Consider the following 14,399-nt stretch of genomic DNA (forward strand, 5'->3'; position numbering starts at 1 on the left):
CCGGCGGCAGCGCGACAGGATGGTCGGCAGTACCCTTCCCGGCGCGTGGCTGATCAGCAGAAACAACGACCGGCGCGGCGGCTCCTCGAGCGTCTTGAGCAGCGCGTTCGCCGCATTGGGATTGAGCTCATCGACGGTGTCGACAATGCACACCCGCCAGCCTTCGGCCGCCGCGGTCGATCCGAAAAACGCGATGGTCTCGCGCGTTTCGTCCACCGTGATCACGGTCCGCATCACGCCCTTTTCGTTTGCTGTCCTCTGGAGCACGAGAAGACCACCATGCGCCTCGGCGGCGATGCGCCGCGATACCGGATCGTCGGCGTCGACATTCAGGTTAGCCGCGCGTTGCACGGCGCCGGCGAAGGGATCGGGATGGGCAAGGACGAAGCGGGCCATCCTGTAGGCAAGTGTCGCCTTGCCGATGCCTTGCGGGCCGCCGATCAGCCAGGCGTGCGGAATTCGTCCGCTGCGATAGGCATTGAGCAGCGCCTGCTCGGCCTCGCGGTGACCGAAAAGATCGGTGGTTTCGCGCGGATGTGAAACGGACCCTTGCATCTCGGCCTTGCTGCTCATGCCGATGCCGCCGCGTTTCCCGTGCTCGTCTTGAAAAATCGTTCGCGGAGTGTCGACCAGATACTCGCCGCTACTTTCGCCGGCTCCTCGGTGGCGTCTATCAGCACGCAGCGTTCGGGCTCGTTCCTGGCAATCTGCCGATAGGCCTCGCGCAGCCGCTGATGGAAGCTGACGTCTTCCGACTCGAACCGGTCAGCGGCAGCGGTGCCGCGCCGCGCCGCGGCGCGCTTGAGGCCGATTTCGACCGGGACGTCGAGGATCACCGTCAAGTCCGGCTTCAGGTCGCCGATCGTGACGCGCTGCATGGCGTTGAGAATTCCGGGCGCGACGTGCCCCAGAGCCCCCTGATACACTCGCGTCGAATCGGAAAAGCGATCGCTGAGCACCCACGTGCCCTGCTTGAGCGCGGGTTCAATGACAGTGCGCGCATGGTCATCACGCGCGGCGGCAAACAGCAGTGTTTCGGCTTCGGGGCCGAGCAGCTTGCCCATTCCGGAAAGCACGAGATGACGAATGATCTCGGCACCCGGCGACCCGCCGGGCTCGCGGGTGACGATGGCCTGCAATTTCACGCCGGCGAGCCGATCGGCAAGAAGCTTGATCTGGGTCGATTTCCCCGATCCCTCACCGCCTTCAAAGGAGATGAAACGTCCGCGCCCCACGATGGCTTTCGCTGCGGCTTCGGCCATCGTTACAGCTTCGCGACGCCCGCGCGAAACAATGCGATCGCAAGTTCTGTGACGCCGTCAAACGCGCGCCGCAGTGTCGAGCCCCGGTCCACCGAGTCCATCGCATAGACTGGCGTCTCGACTGCAACGTTGGCGCCGCGCCAGACCTTGACCACACCAACCTTTTGACCGGCCTCGAACGGCGCGCGCACCGGCCCGTTGTAGACGACGCGAGCAATCAGCTTGTCATTGCCGTTCTTCTGCACCATGACTTTCACCGGCTCGTGGCTGGCGAGCGCGACCGAGCCGGTGTTGCCGCCGAACACCTTTGCATAGCCGATGGTCTCGTTCTCCGCGAAAACGGTCCGCACCTCGAAATTGCGAAAACCCCATTCGAGCATTTTCTTGGCCTCGTTGGCGCGGTCTTCGGGGTCCTCGAGCCCGTTGACCGCGACGATCAGGCGCACGCCGTTCTGAACGGCCGATCCCACCATGCCGTAGCCGCCCTCTTTGGTGTAACCGGTCTTGAGGCCGTCGGCGCCTTCAAGCGAATTGAGCAAGGGATTGCGGTTGGGTTGCCGGATCTTGTTCCAGGTGAACTCCTTCTCGCCGAACAGCTTGTAGAATTCCGGGTAGGTCTGGATGATGTGACGCGCCAGCATGGCGAGCTCGCGTACCGTCATCTTATTGCCGGGGTCCGGCAGGCCATTGGAATTGGCGAAGGTCGATCGGGTAAGGCCGATTTCGCGGGCGCGCTTGGTCATCATTTCGGCGAAGGCGCGCTCATTGCCGGCCATGGCCTCGGCCAGCACGATGCAGGCGTCGTTGCCGCTTTGGATGATGGCGCCATGCAGAAGATCGTCGACCGGAACCTTGCTGTGGATCGCGGCGAACATGGTCGAAGTGCCGGATGGCGCGCCGCCCCTGCGCCAGGCGTTCTCACTGACGTGGTACTCGTCGGTCAGCTTGATGTCGCCCTGCTTGATGGCATGGAAAACCACCTCGGCGGTCATCAACTTCATCATGCTGGAGGGCGCCCGCAGCTCGTCGGCGTTCTTCTCGAACAGGACGGCGCCGCTTGTCGCTTCGATCAGGATGGCGGTGGGGGCCTCGCCTTCGAACCCGCCCTCCTCCTTCTTCGCGCCTTGCATGCTGTTGCCGGCGGCCAGCAGCACGCTGTTCCATCCGAGCGCAGCCAAAATCGCGAATGCCAAAAGGCCCCGAATCAGGCGCCTTGTCGTGACGGCCGGACGGCGAAACCGCAATGTCGAGCGTCCCATCGAAACTGTCCTTGAATACGTCGGGTTCTAACAGCTGGAAACCCGCCGAACAACTCGACTTTCCGGCCCCAGGCGCACTTAAAGTCCTGCCTTCGATCAGCCGGCTAAGATGCTGTAATATGGTCATATACGCCATGCCTGCGCGGCGGCGCGAGGGTCGGGCGCCGCATGTTCAGTGCTGATGGACGGCGGGCGTTCGGGCAATCAATAGAGTCCGCGTCCGGCGAGGATTTCGCTTGGAATCTGCGGATCCATCGGCGCATAGGCCGAGACGGATCGCGTTACATAGTGCTCTTGGGATTCGTAAGAGGCCGTGTGCGCCTCGTCCTGGAAGCGTTCGTTTGAAGCCGAGCGCGAATAGGCCGTTCGTTGCTGCGGCTCTGCCAGCGCCGCCTGTTCCGGCTGGGTGCTGCCAAGGTCATAGGGCCTGCCTTCTGGAAGCGGGATCTCGCCGCGGATCGGCCGCCCCCGGCCGGCGATGTCGGGCACGAACGGACGGGCTGACGCAACCTGCACCAGTGAGGGAGCCGGCGCCGGCGTGCCCGTACGCAAGGTTGCCATCAGGAGCCGATCATCGGAGCCTTCGAGCGGCGCACGGCCGACATATTCAACGCGGACCCGCGCCACGCCGGTGCTCTTGAACCCCAGGAGGTCGGCGGCGCGGCTTGAGACGTCCATCACGCGGTTGGCGTGATAAGGACCGCGGTCGTTGACGCGAACGATCAGGGACTTGCCGTTGGAGAGATTGGTGACGCGGGCATAGCACGGCATCGGCAGCGTCGGATGAGCCGCGGAAAGCGAACTCATGTCGAAGACCTCGCCATTGGCGGTCAACCGTCCGTGAAAATCCTCGCCATACCAGGACGCAAGGCCTTCCTGGCGATAATTGACATTTTCCTCCGGAATATAGAGCTGGCCCGCGACCATATAGGGTTTGCCCACCCGGTATGTCCCCCCGCCCTTCGGCACGGGATCTCCCAAGGCAACCACGCGAGGGCTCGATGAAACGCCGTATCTGGGATCGACGCGGCTTGCGAGACCGGATGAGGAGCAATTGGCGAGGAGAAGGCACGCCGAAACGGCGGCAATTGCCCGCCGCGCGCCCCGAATCGGTGCTGACCCTCGAATTTGCATTCGCCCCAAGTACCCATTCCACCGGCCGCTGATTCCGCGTGCCCGGTGGCCCCGATGCCGTCTAGGCCAGCATCAACAAATATGTATACCGCAGCGGGAACACGGCGGAAATGGGGAGAGCCGATGGGCGACCAAGACTTGGTAAACTGTTTCTTGCGCCCGCAGTCCGCGGAACTTCAGCTTGAATTATCCACCTTCGACGTTCGCCGTCCGCTCTCGGCGCGCCTTCTCTGTCCTTGAATTTTCAGCGATCAAGTGATTGATACCGCTGCGTTGGAAGGGTGGCCGAGTGGTTTAAGGCACCGGTCTTGAAAACCGGCGTGCCTGCAAGGGTACCGTGGGTTCGAATCCCACCCCTTCCGCCACAATGATGTTGGTCCGCGCCGAAGCCAAGAGTAGCGGTACGTACCCTAAGACATCGCGACGACCGCGCGCCGAAGGGGCAATCGACCGACCGCGCCAGCCGCCGATTCTCAGGATGAGCTTGCTGGCTCAGCAGCGGATGGCTCCTCTTGGGCTCCATCAGACTGCCGATCCGGAACTCGCGCAAGTCGCGCGCATTGGTTCGCACTTCATTGAGCTTCTGCGCGAGCCTCATATCTTGCCACCGGCCCTTCAGACCGACATTCCGTTTCGACTCGATCGGCTTCCCTGGAGCCGCTTTCACCTGCTCGTCGTTCTTGGCTTGGGGATCACCTGGATCCTGGACGGCCTCGAGGTGACGATCGTCGGCTCGCTTGGCCCGGCGCTTCAAAGCCCCGATACGCTTCGTCTATCGAGCGCGAACCTCGGCTCGATCGCCTCATTCTATGTTGCGGGCGCGGTCGCGGGGGCGCTGGTGTTCGGTTGGACCACCGACCGGTTTGGACGACGCGTGGTCTTTTACGTCACGCTGATCATCTATCTGACTGGCGTGCTACTGAGTGCGCTGGCCTGGAATTTCTGGAGCTTTGCCCTTTTCCGTTTGGTCACGGGATTGGGCATCGGTGGCGAATATGCAGCCGTCAATTCGGCTATCGATGAACTCATTCCGGCAAAATACCGCGGCCGCGTCGACCTGATCGTGAACGGCAGCTTCTGGCTCGGTGCAGCGTTCGGTGCGCTGGCAACGCCGTTTCTGTTAAATCAGCAGGTTTTCGCGGTCAATCTTGGCTGGCGGCTGGGCTTTGGCATTGGCGGCGTTCTCGGGTTGGCGATTCTGATGCTCCGTGGATTTGTTCCGGAGAGCCCGCGCTGGCTGGTCACGCATTGCCGCAACGACGAAGCCGAAACGATCGTCAAGCAGATTGAAGAAAAGGTGGCGGCCGATACGAAGCAGTCCCTGGACGAACCAGAGCGGCGGCTGGAAGTTCATCCACGCAAATCGTTCGGTCTAAGCCTGATATTTTCGGCCATGGTCGGCAAGTATCGTTCGCGCAGCATTCTGGCGCTCACGCTGATGGTCGCGCAATCGTTTCTTTATAACTCTGTCTTCTTCACCTTCGGTCTGATCCTGGCTCATTTTTATCACGTACCCAATGAGAAGGTCGGCTTCTACATCTTGCCACTGGCAATCGGAAATTTCTGCGGGCCACTGATTTTGGGTCACCTGTTCGATACGGTCGGACGCAGGAAGATGATTTCGCTCACTTTCGGCGCCAGCGGCGTTCTCCTCATTCTGACGGCTATCTTGTTCGGCCTCAATCGTCTGACCGCGTTGACCCAGACGGGGGCGTGGCTGGTGATCTTTTTCGCGGCTTCTCCGGCCGCAAGCTCCGCCTATCTCACCGCGAGCGAGATATTTCCGCTGGAAACGCGTGCGCTCGCGATTGCGTGCTTTTATGCGCTGGGCACCGCACTTGGCGGCAGCATCGCGCCGTCGGTGTTCGGGCGGCTGATCGAAACCGGATCATCTTGGCAGGTCAGCTTCGGATATCTCGCTGCAGCTGCACTTCTGCTGGCGGCGGCCGTGGTCGAATGCAAAATGGGCGTAGATGCCGAGGGCAAGTCGCTGGAGAGCATCGCCGATCCCTTGTCTCGCTCGTGAAGGAGCCTGGGACCGCCACGCCCGCGGTCGCGGCGCCACAAGCGGCAAATTCGATCAGGGACGTCAGCGGAACTCAGTTCCGCTGACCGGATTAAAACCAGGCCTTCGAACGCAGTTTGCCTTGGCAAGGAGATCGGAAATGGCACCGCGTGCCTATTGGAGGGGGTCCTTGAAACTGTCGCTCGTGACCTGCCCGATTGCCCTTTACCCGGCTTCGACGCAGGCCGAGAAAACCCATTTTCACCTGATCAACACCAGGACCGGAAATCGCTTGCGGCAACAGATGGTGGACGTGAAGACCGGGCGCGTCGTCGAGCCCGAAGACAAGGGGCGCGGATACGAGCTTTCGAAAGACCGCTATGTGCCTATCGAGGAGAACGACCTCGACGCCGTCAAGCTCGAAAGCACCCACTCCATCGAGATCGACGATTTCGTGCCAGCCGATCACGTCGACGAACGCTATTTCGAGAGGCCGTATTATATCGTCCCTGATGGCAAGGTCGGAGCCGACGCTTTCGTGGTCATTCGTGACGCCATGCAGCGAAGGGACAAGCTCGCGCTGGGGCGGGTGGTGCTGGCCAGCAGGGAGCACATCATCGCCCTTAAGCCGTTCGGAAAGGGATTGCTCGGTATAACTCTGCGGTACCCCTACGAGCTGCGCGATGCGGAGGACTATTTCGAGGATATTCCCAACCCGAAGATTTCGAGGGACATGATCGAGCTGGCGGGGCATATTCTGGATCAGAAATCTGCCAAATTTGATCCGCGGAAGTTCAAGGACAAGTATGAGACCGCCTTGCGGGCGCTCGTCAAAAGGAAGGCGGCCGGCAAGACGATCGAGGCTCCGGAACCAGAGGAGCGCGAAGGCAACGTCGTCAATCTGATGGATGCGCTGAAGCAGAGCCTTTCCCGCAAGCGAGGCGGCACAAGACGCTCGGCCCATCCGGCCAGGCGAAGATCATCTTCCCATTCGCGCAGGGCCCGCAAAGCCGGCTGAAACCCAGATCATCGCTCACCCACCGGGGATCGCCGTCAATCAGTCCGTGCAGCCTCATCGGAGCGCGCCTTCCGCGCATCGCTCTCGCTGACGGGTGGTGCCTTTCCGAAGTGATCGCGGACATAGGTCGCAACCGCCGCGATCTGCGCGTCATTGAGCTGCCAGCCGAATCCTGGCATCGCGGGCCCGGTCGGCTCAGGCCCGGTCGACACGGATTGCGCACCCTGCAGGATCACGCGAAGGACTGTTGTTGGATCGCGGGTCTTGACGGTTGCCGTCTCCGCGAGATCGGGAAACAAGCCCGGAACACCCTTGCCATCCCGGCGGTGGCAGGCCGCACACAGATCCTGATAGATCGCGGCACCTGCCGAAACAACGTTCTTGTCGGGTGCGGAGCTTTGCGCCGCCGGCCCCGAGGTGTCCTTCAGGTACGTAGCAATCGCCTTGACATCGTCATTGGTCATTTTTGACGTCGAGAGTTTGACGACCTCACTCATCAGTCCCGCGGCTGCGGCGTACCGGTTGTGACCGGTTCTCAGATAGACCTCAATATCAGCGATCGACCAATCGGCCAGCGGACCCTTTCCGCTGGTGATGCCCGGCGCTGTCCAGCCTTGAAGCGTATAGCCCCGAAGCGCGTCGGAAGGTTTATCTCCGCCGAGAAAGGTCTTCGGCGTATGACAAGCGCCGCAGTGACCGGGACCGAGCGTCAGATAGGCACCACGATTCCAGTCGTTCGATTTCGAAGTATCTGGATGAAATTCTTCCGGCTTAAAGTAGAGCGCATCCCAGGCTATCATCGATATCCGCAGATTGAGCGGAAATGGCAACCGGTTTACCTGAACCGCATGACGGACCGGCTGTATCGTGTCCAGGTAAGCCCTGATATCCATTACATCCTGGCGAGACATTCGGCTGTAGTACGGAAACGGCATTGCCGGGTATAGCCGCGCGCCGTTTCGGCTGCGTCCGCCGCGAACCGCGGCATCGAATTCATCATCCGTCCAATCCCCAATACCGGTCTCGCGGTCCGAGGTGATGTTTGGGGCGACCAGGATTCCGAACGGCGTCTCGATTGGCCGGCCGCCACTAAATGGATGATTGCTCCCGGGAACAGTATGACAACTCCCGCAATCGGCGGCATCAGCAAGGTAGTGTCCACGTTCGACGGCGGCAAAGTCCTGTACGTCCGCGGCGTCGACCACGACCGCGCTTCCGCACAGCATGATCATTGCAATGGCGATGACGAGCCCGCTACGCATTGATCAGTTGTCCCGGATTTTTCAGATATTTTTGCCTGATGGCATCCGCCGCCCAGTACGCCAGCGCAGCCAGCGTGCCGGTCGGGTTGTAGCCCGCGTTCTGCGGAAACCCGCTTGCACCGGTCACGAAGAGGTTCGGGACGTCCCAACTTTGCAAATACCGGTTCAATGCGCTGGTGGAAGGGTCTGTCCCCATGATCGCACCACCACAGAGATGTGTGGTCTGGTATTTGGTAATGTCGTAAGGACCTTTGCGATATTCCTTGACGACCTGCTTGGCGCCCATCGCCTGGAAGATCTCGGCGAATTTGTCAGTCAGGAATCTGTTCTGCTTCAGCTCGTTGTCATGGAAGTCCATCGTAATCCGCGCCAGCGGACGACCAAAGCGATCCTTATAGGTGGGATCGAGATCGACATAGACGTCACGGTAGCTGTACATGCTGCCGTGAACGCCGGTCCCAGGTTTCAGCGCACTCAGGTAATTCTCCTTCACCGCCTTCTTCCATTGCGCGCCCCATCTTGGCGTACCCGGCGGCACCGGCGCGGTCTCGATCGGCCGGCCGTTGGTCTGCACCTGCCCCATATAACCGCCGCCGACGAAGCCGAGCGGCCCATGATCAAAATTGTCTCCGTTGAATTCATCGATGCACATACCGATCGCGCCTGAGGCGATAAAGGGATTGAAGATGAATTTTGCAGGATCAAAGAAGCTCGTGACGTCGGAGATGGTCTGATGGGTAAAATTTCGGCCGATCACGCCGGTATTTGCGGTTGGATCGTAGGGCTTGCCTATCTTTGAGAGGAGCAGAAGCTGCACGTTGAAGATGGTATAGGCCGACAGGATCACCAGATCGGCCGGCTGCTCCCACTCGTTGCCGTCGGTGTCAACGAAGGTGACGCCGGTGGCACGCTTGCCGGAGACGTCGAGGTTGATCTGTTTCACCTCACTATTGTCGCGCGCGATGAAATTTGGCTTGCGCAGCAGCGACGGCAGGATCGTCGTTTGTGGTGACGCCTTGGAGTAATTCCCGCAACCGAACCACTCGCAGAAGCCGCAAAAGGTGCAAGGACCTAGGCGTACTCCAAGCGGATTTTGATAAGGACGTGACATGTTGCCGGACGGCTGCGGAAACGGCTTGTAACCGAGTTCGCGCGCGGCCTTTGCGAACAGCGTCGCACCAAACGGTTGATCTTGCGGTGGATTGGGATAGGGGCGCGAGCGCGCCCCCTCGAATGGATTGCCGCCATCCAGGATTTGTCCGTTGAGGTTGCCGGCCTGACCCGACGTTCCGCACAAATATTCGAACCGATCGTAATACGGCTCCAGTTCGTCATACGTGACGCCCCAATCCTGAATTGTCATATCCTGGGGGAGAAAATCCGCACCGTAACGCTGGGTCAGATGCGTGCGCAGAATGAAATCGGATGGCAAGAAGCGCCAAGTTTCCGCATTCCAGTGCACGCCCCCGCCGCCGACGCCGTTCGGCGGCATAAAGGCGCCCCACGACCGGATCGGCAGTGCCGTCTCATCCATCTTGTTGCGAAACGTGAAAGTCGTCTGCTCCGGACGCAAGAAGAGCTCGTGGCGGATACGGTAGCGCAATTCATCCGGGGCGTAGTCGGGTGGATAATCGGTCGCCGTGTTGCGCCACGGGCCGCGCTCGATTGCGATCACATCGAGACCGGCATCAGCCAATTCATGGGCCATGATCGACCCGGTCCAGCCAAGGCCAATGATGACGACGTCCTTTGCTGGCAGCTTTCGCGGCATGTGGGAGACTCAGGATTTGTGTGGAGTCCAATCGGCGCGACCGGCAATACTGACCGGGGGATATGGATAACGTTCGTTGTGACGCTTAATCCATTCGCGGTAATCGTAGCGTATGCCGGGAAATCCGATCATCTTCCAGCCAGCCATGTCGCGATTGCCGCCATGGATCGGATCGGAGAAGAATCCTTCCGGTACGTCCTTCAGCAATGCATCGAAAAAGCCTTTCGCATCGATACCGTCGAGCTCGATCTTGCCGGTTTCGAGACCGCTCAACGTTTCGTCTTGCTGCTCTGGGGAGAGTTGATCGAAGCTTCTGCCGCCGCGAGTTGCCTTGCAATATTTGTCGAGCGCGGCCAGCGCCTTGCGGTAGAGCCCGGCAGGCGTCTGTGGTGACTGCGGCCCCTGTTCTTTGGTGCCCTTCTTGTAGGGTCCAAGCGTATAGAGACCTGCGGATGAGCCATACGGACCCTTTAGCTGGCGGTCGATGAACGTCGCGCAGCCGGCATCCTTTCCGCCCGGCGTTTCATCGTCGGGCGGAATGATGCGATCGACGATCGCTTCCATCACACGTGCTTCGTCGGCGGTGAAAAATTTCCATGGGCCGGGACGTTCAAACTCGGGGGCAGATGAAGGAAAAGGCGACCATGGCATGTGGTCGCGTATGATCGACGCTCGCGTCAGCGAGGTGGTTCCGATGAACCATATCGCGGACGAAACAATAAAGCTGCGGCGGTCGAACATGGCGCCATCCGGTGACGCCCTTGAACGCCGGGGTAAGTACGTTGGTTCCTAGGCACTTCGGATGGAGATCACGGAAACCCAGACGCCTTTCGAATAGGAACGAAGCGGATAGCGGACGCTTTGCCTCACAATCGCGGCGTTTGTAGAGGCGGCGATGAGTCACACACTGGATTACGTTCGAGCCCGTCGGTACCGGAGGCTTGCGCTTGTCGAGAAGGACCAAGCAATTGTTGCTTTGCTCAATCAGCTGGCCCGTGAAGCAGAACTCGGTATTTTGTTCACCTCGGACCGCCGATGGCGGGCGTCGTCTCCCCACCGATTGACGCAATCGGGCGATCATCCAGAAGGGCCCTCAAAATCGGGCTACCACAAAGAAAGTAGTTTCCGTTGGTAACCGGTTTCCCTTGGCCCGTCACGGATGACGAACTGGTGCTGAACAACGCGCTCGCAAGCGTCATGAGCGCCTATGCACCGCGCGGCGATACCGAGGATAGCTACGTCCGCGAGACCGCGGCAAGGCTGATTATCGATGCCTATAACCATGTCATCCGCGATCCGGACGTGCTCGCAAACTATGCTCTCAAAGCCCTGCATGGGCGGGACCCAACTGGCGGCACCCTCTCCAGCAGCAATTAGCCCGGCCTTGCCTTCAGTGGGCGTAGATGCCGAACTTGCTTGAGCGCAGCCTTCAGCAAGGTCTTGGAAGCTTCGTGTTCCTCACCGACCAGTATCCCCGCTGCAAATGAGCGCGCCCGGCGATCCTTTCGAGGCGCATGTAACGCCGCTCGGATCGCAATTTCCCTGTGCGACACGAAGTCGTTCAAGGCTCCCAATGCATCCTGGATTTTCTTCAGCCGCACCGACAGGTCTTTGAGCGCCTCTTGCGCCTTGTTCGGATAGCGGCTCTCAAAGAAATCGAGAGCATAGCGAACCCTTTTGACTTTTATCCTGAATTTATGTCGTTCCCGGGGGGACATGCTTTCGATGTGTCGCCCTTGCTTATACAGTTTTCGAAGCCGGCGCTTGAGGGCTTCTTCAGCGAAGGTTCCGATGCACGTTCTACCTGCTTTTTTTGGCGTCGATCTCAGGGTTTCAAGCCACTCCACGACATCGATCAGAAGATTGCGATAGCGGGAGCTTTCTAGCGCCTCACGGGCCCGCTGAAAGGCTTCTTTACGTTGGGTCAAAAACTGTTTCTCAATTGCCCGGCGCCCCCGTTTTGGCTCAACCGCATTGCCGATTGGTTTGACGCGCTCGGTAATAAAGACGTCGATCTCACGGGCTGGCGCCAGTGCGCGTGTCAACCATTTGAGCTCTGCCTTGATCTTTGCCGTGCGAGAACGAGGGAGAACATCGCTGAAAATCGAGAGCGCGGCACGCAATCGGCGCAGACCGACCCGCATCTGGTGGACGGCTTCGCCATCCGATGCGCGGACCGGATCGGCGTTGGCGGAGAAATGATGCAGCGTCGAAAAGGCGATGGCTTCGAAGGCCTGGCTTGCCGTCATCTTTCTTGTCAGAGGTATCGTCGCGGCGCGGACCGCACCTTGCGCTTCTCCATTAACAAGACGATAGCCCTGCTCGGCCTTCGTCCGCAGATCGAGCTCGGCGGCCATTCTTCGCTCGAAAAACCTCGCTATCCGAAAAAGTTGAGTCGGCCTTCCCGTCTTCAGCTCAAGCTCAAACTCGGCGATCGGCAGGTGTGCGGCTGCGGCAACCAGATTTCCTCGATCCACGGCGAGCTCGACTTCGCTTCGTCCCAGGCGAATTGCACGCGTGGTCCGGTGAACTGATGAGCGGAAAACCGGCTCGGCTATATGGCCGAATTTCCTTGTCGCGAGATGCCGAAGAGGTGTGGACCTGAGCGCATGAAGGTCGGGCTCACCGTGCTGGACGTTCGCCTCCCACTCTCCGCGCGCGAAGCTTCCGACCCTCGATGTCTTGACTGTTTGCGTATAGGCGTCCCCTACTCGCCTGACGCGTAGCGTGAACCCATGCCGGTGGAGCTTCTGCTTCGGAGTATCGAAGTAGGTGGAAGCGAGGTGTCGGTCCACACGCTCGCCGAGGCGAGCACCGGATATCTCGGCATCCGGGAGTCGCTCGAGTTTGGATCTCGGCACTTGAAATTTTAGTTCGGACTCGAGGCTCATATATGGATTGGCCCCCGGCCTTGCGCGGCGGGCCGCCTACCTGGCCGGCGCGCCAAATTTGTTCGCCTTGGCAAGCGCGGCGCTTTCGAACGTTTCAAGCGCAATCTTCTGGGCCAGCATGACGTCGCCAGCAACCAGGCAACAATCCGGCACCACGCACCAGCCTACTTTCGGAGTGCCATCCTCTGACAACTCCAGGACGTTCGCGCAAATCCCGAATTTAATTCGATACTTCTTACCGCTTTCACCGCCGACGACATCGAAGTGACCCTTCGCATCGAATTGGGCGAGTTGGGCCGGTGAAAGCCAGGATCGCAGCAGCCTCAGGCCGCGCACCTCCGGCGTATTTGCGTTCCTGGCACTCCTGAACAGTCCAACCACGGCCCGGGCGCGCCACTCGCACTCGGAGGCTTGCCGACCGAGCCAGAACACGGGACCTTATCCGCCAACCAAGCGGGGAAAGAATAGCGTCTCTTTGACGTTGGGATCGAACGACCTCACAAGGCGCGATTCGCCGGTGGAGGTTCGTGCCGCCGCGATAAACCCGGCGCCGGTCAACTCTTTAAAGCGTCGCTCGGCCTTGGCTAGCGCTTCGGCATCTTGGGGATCGAATTGATGGCGGCTGTCGCCATTCAGATCCATGACAATTTGGGTCGCCATGAGAACTCCTGACCTTCCGGGTTCAACGATGCCAGTCAACTCTTGCAACCGGCGCCGGGTTCCTAAGTCACCATAGGGTTAGGTCATCCTAGATGTTGATCAACGCTATTCCGAGATCGGCGCGCATTTTCCGGCGAAGGTGCCCGGCTGTTTCGGTGATTGTCACCTCGAGCGTCGGCTGAACCGAGCCGGAGAGGAAGTGTCCGCCCTTGACAGAGCCGTCCTGTAACCCCAGCACGGCGTGGAGGTGCAGGCTTGCTTTGCCATCCTCGCCTTGGGCAACGTCGCCCATCAAACTCAAAACCTCACACTGCTCATTGACCGCGGTCGGCTTGTACTTTTTTGCGGCGAGGTCAAACCAACCAACCTTTGCTTCGGAAAAGGCGCCGATAGCTGTCACCGAGGCGCCATCGATCCCTTCCCGATTGGCAAAGTCGGTGATCGTCTTGGATGCTTCTTCGCCCCGATCAAGGATCAGGACGAATGTCCGGTGTGGGCCGTCCTGGATTGAAGTCGATCTCATGATGGGCTCCTTGGCACGTGCATGCGGTCGCTTCTGCCCGAATTTTCGACCACGGCCGGATTGTGCACGTCTCTCTTCCTCGTCCTTGGCGCCCTGTTCTGGGCTCGCTCGGCTTGACAAGCCTTGCACTGCTGCTCCCTGCCCTCCTGCACCAAGCCGTCGTCGCCTCCACCCGCTTTAACTTGTCTTGAAGCTTGGCATTTGCCCCCAACGGTTCAGGTCGCCGCGATGGAGACCTCGCTACCCTCGACAATTTCCGGAACTTCGTACCGGGAAATCCGGACCGGGATGGATTTAGCCGCCGGCACCTTGCTCCCCTCCGCAAAATGCCAGAGTGGAATCAGTTCGTTCAGTTCAGGGTAGTAACCAGCCATGGCCTTTCGAGGAATGTCATAGGCAACCACCTGCAACTCACCGACCGAACGGTCGACGCCGTCGTTGGCGACCGTCGATACCGTAATGAGATCGCCGGACTTCAGACCTTGGCCCGCGAGGTCATCCGGATTCATGAAGATAACATAGCGACTGCCCTGGATACCGCGAAAACGGTCGTCCTCCGTGTAAATGGTGGTGTTGAACTGCCCGTCGGCGCGCAACGTCATCAGTTCGAAGAC

Annotated in this window: 15 protein-coding genes, 1 tRNA gene and 1 pseudogene; 4 read left to right on the forward strand and 13 right to left on the reverse strand. The window is 60.0% G+C overall.

The window, feature by feature from the left end; all coding sequences use genetic code 11:
- From NEZ08_RS20005 to NEZ08_RS20020, 4 genes are all read right to left on the reverse strand, one after another.
- The coding region (locus tag NEZ08_RS20005) for a DNA polymerase III subunit delta' (protein ID WP_298110741.1) at positions 1-573 on the reverse strand (573 nt) is incomplete at its 3' end.
- The gene (tmk, locus tag NEZ08_RS20010) at positions 570-1,262 is read right to left on the reverse strand and encodes a dTMP kinase (protein ID WP_298110745.1); all 693 of its coding nucleotides are present in this window, start codon (positions 1,260-1,262) and stop codon (positions 570-572) included. The genes NEZ08_RS20005 and tmk, both read right to left, overlap by 4 nt.
- A gap of 2 nt (positions 1,263-1,264) precedes the next feature.
- Positions 1,265-2,521, reverse strand: coding sequence for a D-alanyl-D-alanine carboxypeptidase family protein (locus NEZ08_RS20015; RefSeq protein WP_298110748.1), 1,257 nt, complete (start codon positions 2,519-2,521; stop codon positions 1,265-1,267).
- 204 nt (positions 2,522-2,725) lie between these two features.
- Positions 2,726-3,655: a septal ring lytic transglycosylase RlpA family protein gene (locus tag NEZ08_RS20020; RefSeq protein WP_298110751.1), complete on the reverse strand. Its 930-nt coding sequence runs from the start codon at positions 3,653-3,655 to the stop codon at positions 2,726-2,728.
- Positions 3,656-3,930: 275 nt separating this feature from the next.
- Here NEZ08_RS20020 and NEZ08_RS20025 point away from each other — a divergent pair.
- The 3 genes from NEZ08_RS20025 (at position 3,931) to NEZ08_RS20035 (ending at position 6,678) form a co-directional block, all read left to right on the forward strand.
- Positions 3,931-4,020 (forward strand) — tRNA-Ser (locus NEZ08_RS20025).
- 113 nt (positions 4,021-4,133) lie between these two features.
- Positions 4,134-5,681 carry an MFS transporter gene (locus tag NEZ08_RS20030; RefSeq protein ID WP_298110753.1) on the forward strand — a complete coding sequence of 516 codons (1,548 nt, stop codon included), beginning with the start codon at positions 4,134-4,136 and terminating at the stop codon, positions 5,679-5,681.
- A 139-nt stretch (positions 5,682-5,820) separates the two neighbouring features.
- Complete coding sequence (locus NEZ08_RS20035; RefSeq protein WP_298110756.1) at positions 5,821-6,678, forward strand: Ku protein; 858 nt, start codon at positions 5,821-5,823, stop codon at positions 6,676-6,678.
- A gap of 35 nt (positions 6,679-6,713) precedes the next feature.
- On the opposite strand, the gene NEZ08_RS20040 is transcribed toward NEZ08_RS20035, so the two are convergent.
- From NEZ08_RS20040 to NEZ08_RS20050, 3 genes are read right to left on the reverse strand one after another with little or no spacing between them, the layout of a single operon-like run.
- The gene (locus tag NEZ08_RS20040) at positions 6,714-7,940 is read right to left on the reverse strand and encodes a c-type cytochrome (RefSeq protein ID WP_298110759.1); all 1,227 of its coding nucleotides are present in this window, start codon (positions 7,938-7,940) and stop codon (positions 6,714-6,716) included.
- Positions 7,933-9,711 (reverse strand): GMC family oxidoreductase, encoded by a 1,779-nt coding sequence (locus NEZ08_RS20045; RefSeq protein ID WP_298110762.1) that lies wholly within the window; start codon positions 9,709-9,711, stop codon positions 7,933-7,935. The genes NEZ08_RS20040 and NEZ08_RS20045 overlap by 8 nt, the downstream gene beginning before the upstream one ends.
- Before the next feature lie 9 nt (positions 9,712-9,720).
- Entirely contained in the window at positions 9,721-10,452 is a 732-nt protein-coding gene (locus NEZ08_RS20050) for a gluconate 2-dehydrogenase subunit 3 family protein (RefSeq protein ID WP_298110766.1), read from the reverse strand.
- Between the two features lie 387 nt (positions 10,453-10,839).
- On the opposite strand from NEZ08_RS20050, the gene NEZ08_RS20055 reads away from it, so the two are divergent.
- A complete protein-coding gene (locus NEZ08_RS20055; RefSeq protein ID WP_298110769.1) occupies positions 10,840-11,088 on the forward strand; it encodes a hypothetical protein in 249 nt (82 codons plus the stop codon).
- Here the strand turns inward: NEZ08_RS20055 and NEZ08_RS20060 are convergent.
- The 6 genes and pseudogenes from NEZ08_RS20060 to NEZ08_RS20085 form a co-directional block, all read right to left on the reverse strand.
- Positions 11,085-12,068 carry a CHAD domain-containing protein gene (locus tag NEZ08_RS20060; protein ID WP_298110781.1) on the reverse strand — a complete coding sequence of 328 codons (984 nt, stop codon included), beginning with the start codon at positions 12,066-12,068 and terminating at the stop codon, positions 11,085-11,087. The two genes, NEZ08_RS20055 and NEZ08_RS20060, sit on opposite strands and share 4 nt — an antisense overlap.
- Positions 12,069-12,083: 15 nt before the next feature.
- Positions 12,084-12,602: pseudogene (locus NEZ08_RS20065) on the reverse strand (CYTH domain-containing protein); the annotation flags it as partial.
- 36 nt (positions 12,603-12,638) lie between these two features.
- Entirely contained in the window at positions 12,639-12,983 is a 345-nt protein-coding gene (locus NEZ08_RS20070) for a hypothetical protein (RefSeq protein WP_298110785.1), read from the reverse strand.
- 57 nt (positions 12,984-13,040) lie between these two features.
- Positions 13,041-13,262 (reverse strand): hypothetical protein, encoded by a 222-nt coding sequence (locus tag NEZ08_RS20075; RefSeq protein ID WP_298110772.1) that lies wholly within the window; start codon positions 13,260-13,262, stop codon positions 13,041-13,043.
- An 88-nt stretch (positions 13,263-13,350) separates the two neighbouring features.
- Entirely contained in the window at positions 13,351-13,785 is a 435-nt protein-coding gene (locus tag NEZ08_RS20080) for a PPC domain-containing DNA-binding protein (RefSeq protein WP_298110775.1), read from the reverse strand.
- Positions 13,786-14,000: 215 nt separating this feature from the next.
- Positions 14,001-14,399, reverse strand: a 399-nt coding sequence (locus NEZ08_RS20085) for a molybdopterin dinucleotide binding domain-containing protein (RefSeq protein WP_298110778.1), incomplete at its 5' end; no start/stop codon positions are given.

Source organism: Bradyrhizobium sp., assembly GCF_027451485.1.
In the GTDB taxonomy this organism is placed as follows: domain Bacteria; phylum Pseudomonadota; class Alphaproteobacteria; order Rhizobiales; family Xanthobacteraceae; genus Bradyrhizobium.

What these genes read in the sequence shown, in the direction of transcription:
- NEZ08_RS20020 (WP_298110751.1), bottom strand. Translation starts at nt 3,655, where the DNA reads ATGCAAATTCGAGGGTCAGCACCGATTCGGGGCGCGCGGCGGGCAATT.
- tmk (WP_298110745.1), bottom strand. Translation starts at nt 1,262, where the DNA reads ATGGCCGAAGCCGCAGCGAAAGCCATCGTGGGGCGCGGACGTTTCATC.
- NEZ08_RS20080 (WP_298110775.1), bottom strand. Translation starts at nt 13,785, where the DNA reads ATGAGATCGACTTCAATCCAGGACGGCCCACACCGGACATTCGTCCTG.
- NEZ08_RS20060 (WP_298110781.1), bottom strand. Translation starts at nt 12,068, where the DNA reads ATGGCCGCCGAGCTCGATCTGCGGACGAAGGCCGAGCAGGGCTATCGT.
- NEZ08_RS20045 (WP_298110762.1), bottom strand. Translation starts at nt 9,711, where the DNA reads ATGCCGCGAAAGCTGCCAGCAAAGGACGTCGTCATCATTGGCCTTGGC.
- NEZ08_RS20035 (WP_298110756.1), top strand. Translation starts at nt 5,821, where the DNA reads ATGGCACCGCGTGCCTATTGGAGGGGGTCCTTGAAACTGTCGCTCGTG.
- NEZ08_RS20050 (WP_298110766.1), bottom strand. Translation starts at nt 10,452, where the DNA reads ATGTTCGACCGCCGCAGCTTTATTGTTTCGTCCGCGATATGGTTCATC.
- NEZ08_RS20075 (WP_298110772.1), bottom strand. Translation starts at nt 13,262, where the DNA reads ATGGCGACCCAAATTGTCATGGATCTGAATGGCGACAGCCGCCATCAA.
- NEZ08_RS20015 (WP_298110748.1), bottom strand. Translation starts at nt 2,521, where the DNA reads ATGGGACGCTCGACATTGCGGTTTCGCCGTCCGGCCGTCACGACAAGG.
- NEZ08_RS20040 (WP_298110759.1), bottom strand. Translation starts at nt 7,940, where the DNA reads ATGCGTAGCGGGCTCGTCATCGCCATTGCAATGATCATGCTGTGCGGA.
- NEZ08_RS20030 (WP_298110753.1), top strand. Translation starts at nt 4,134, where the DNA reads ATGAGCTTGCTGGCTCAGCAGCGGATGGCTCCTCTTGGGCTCCATCAG.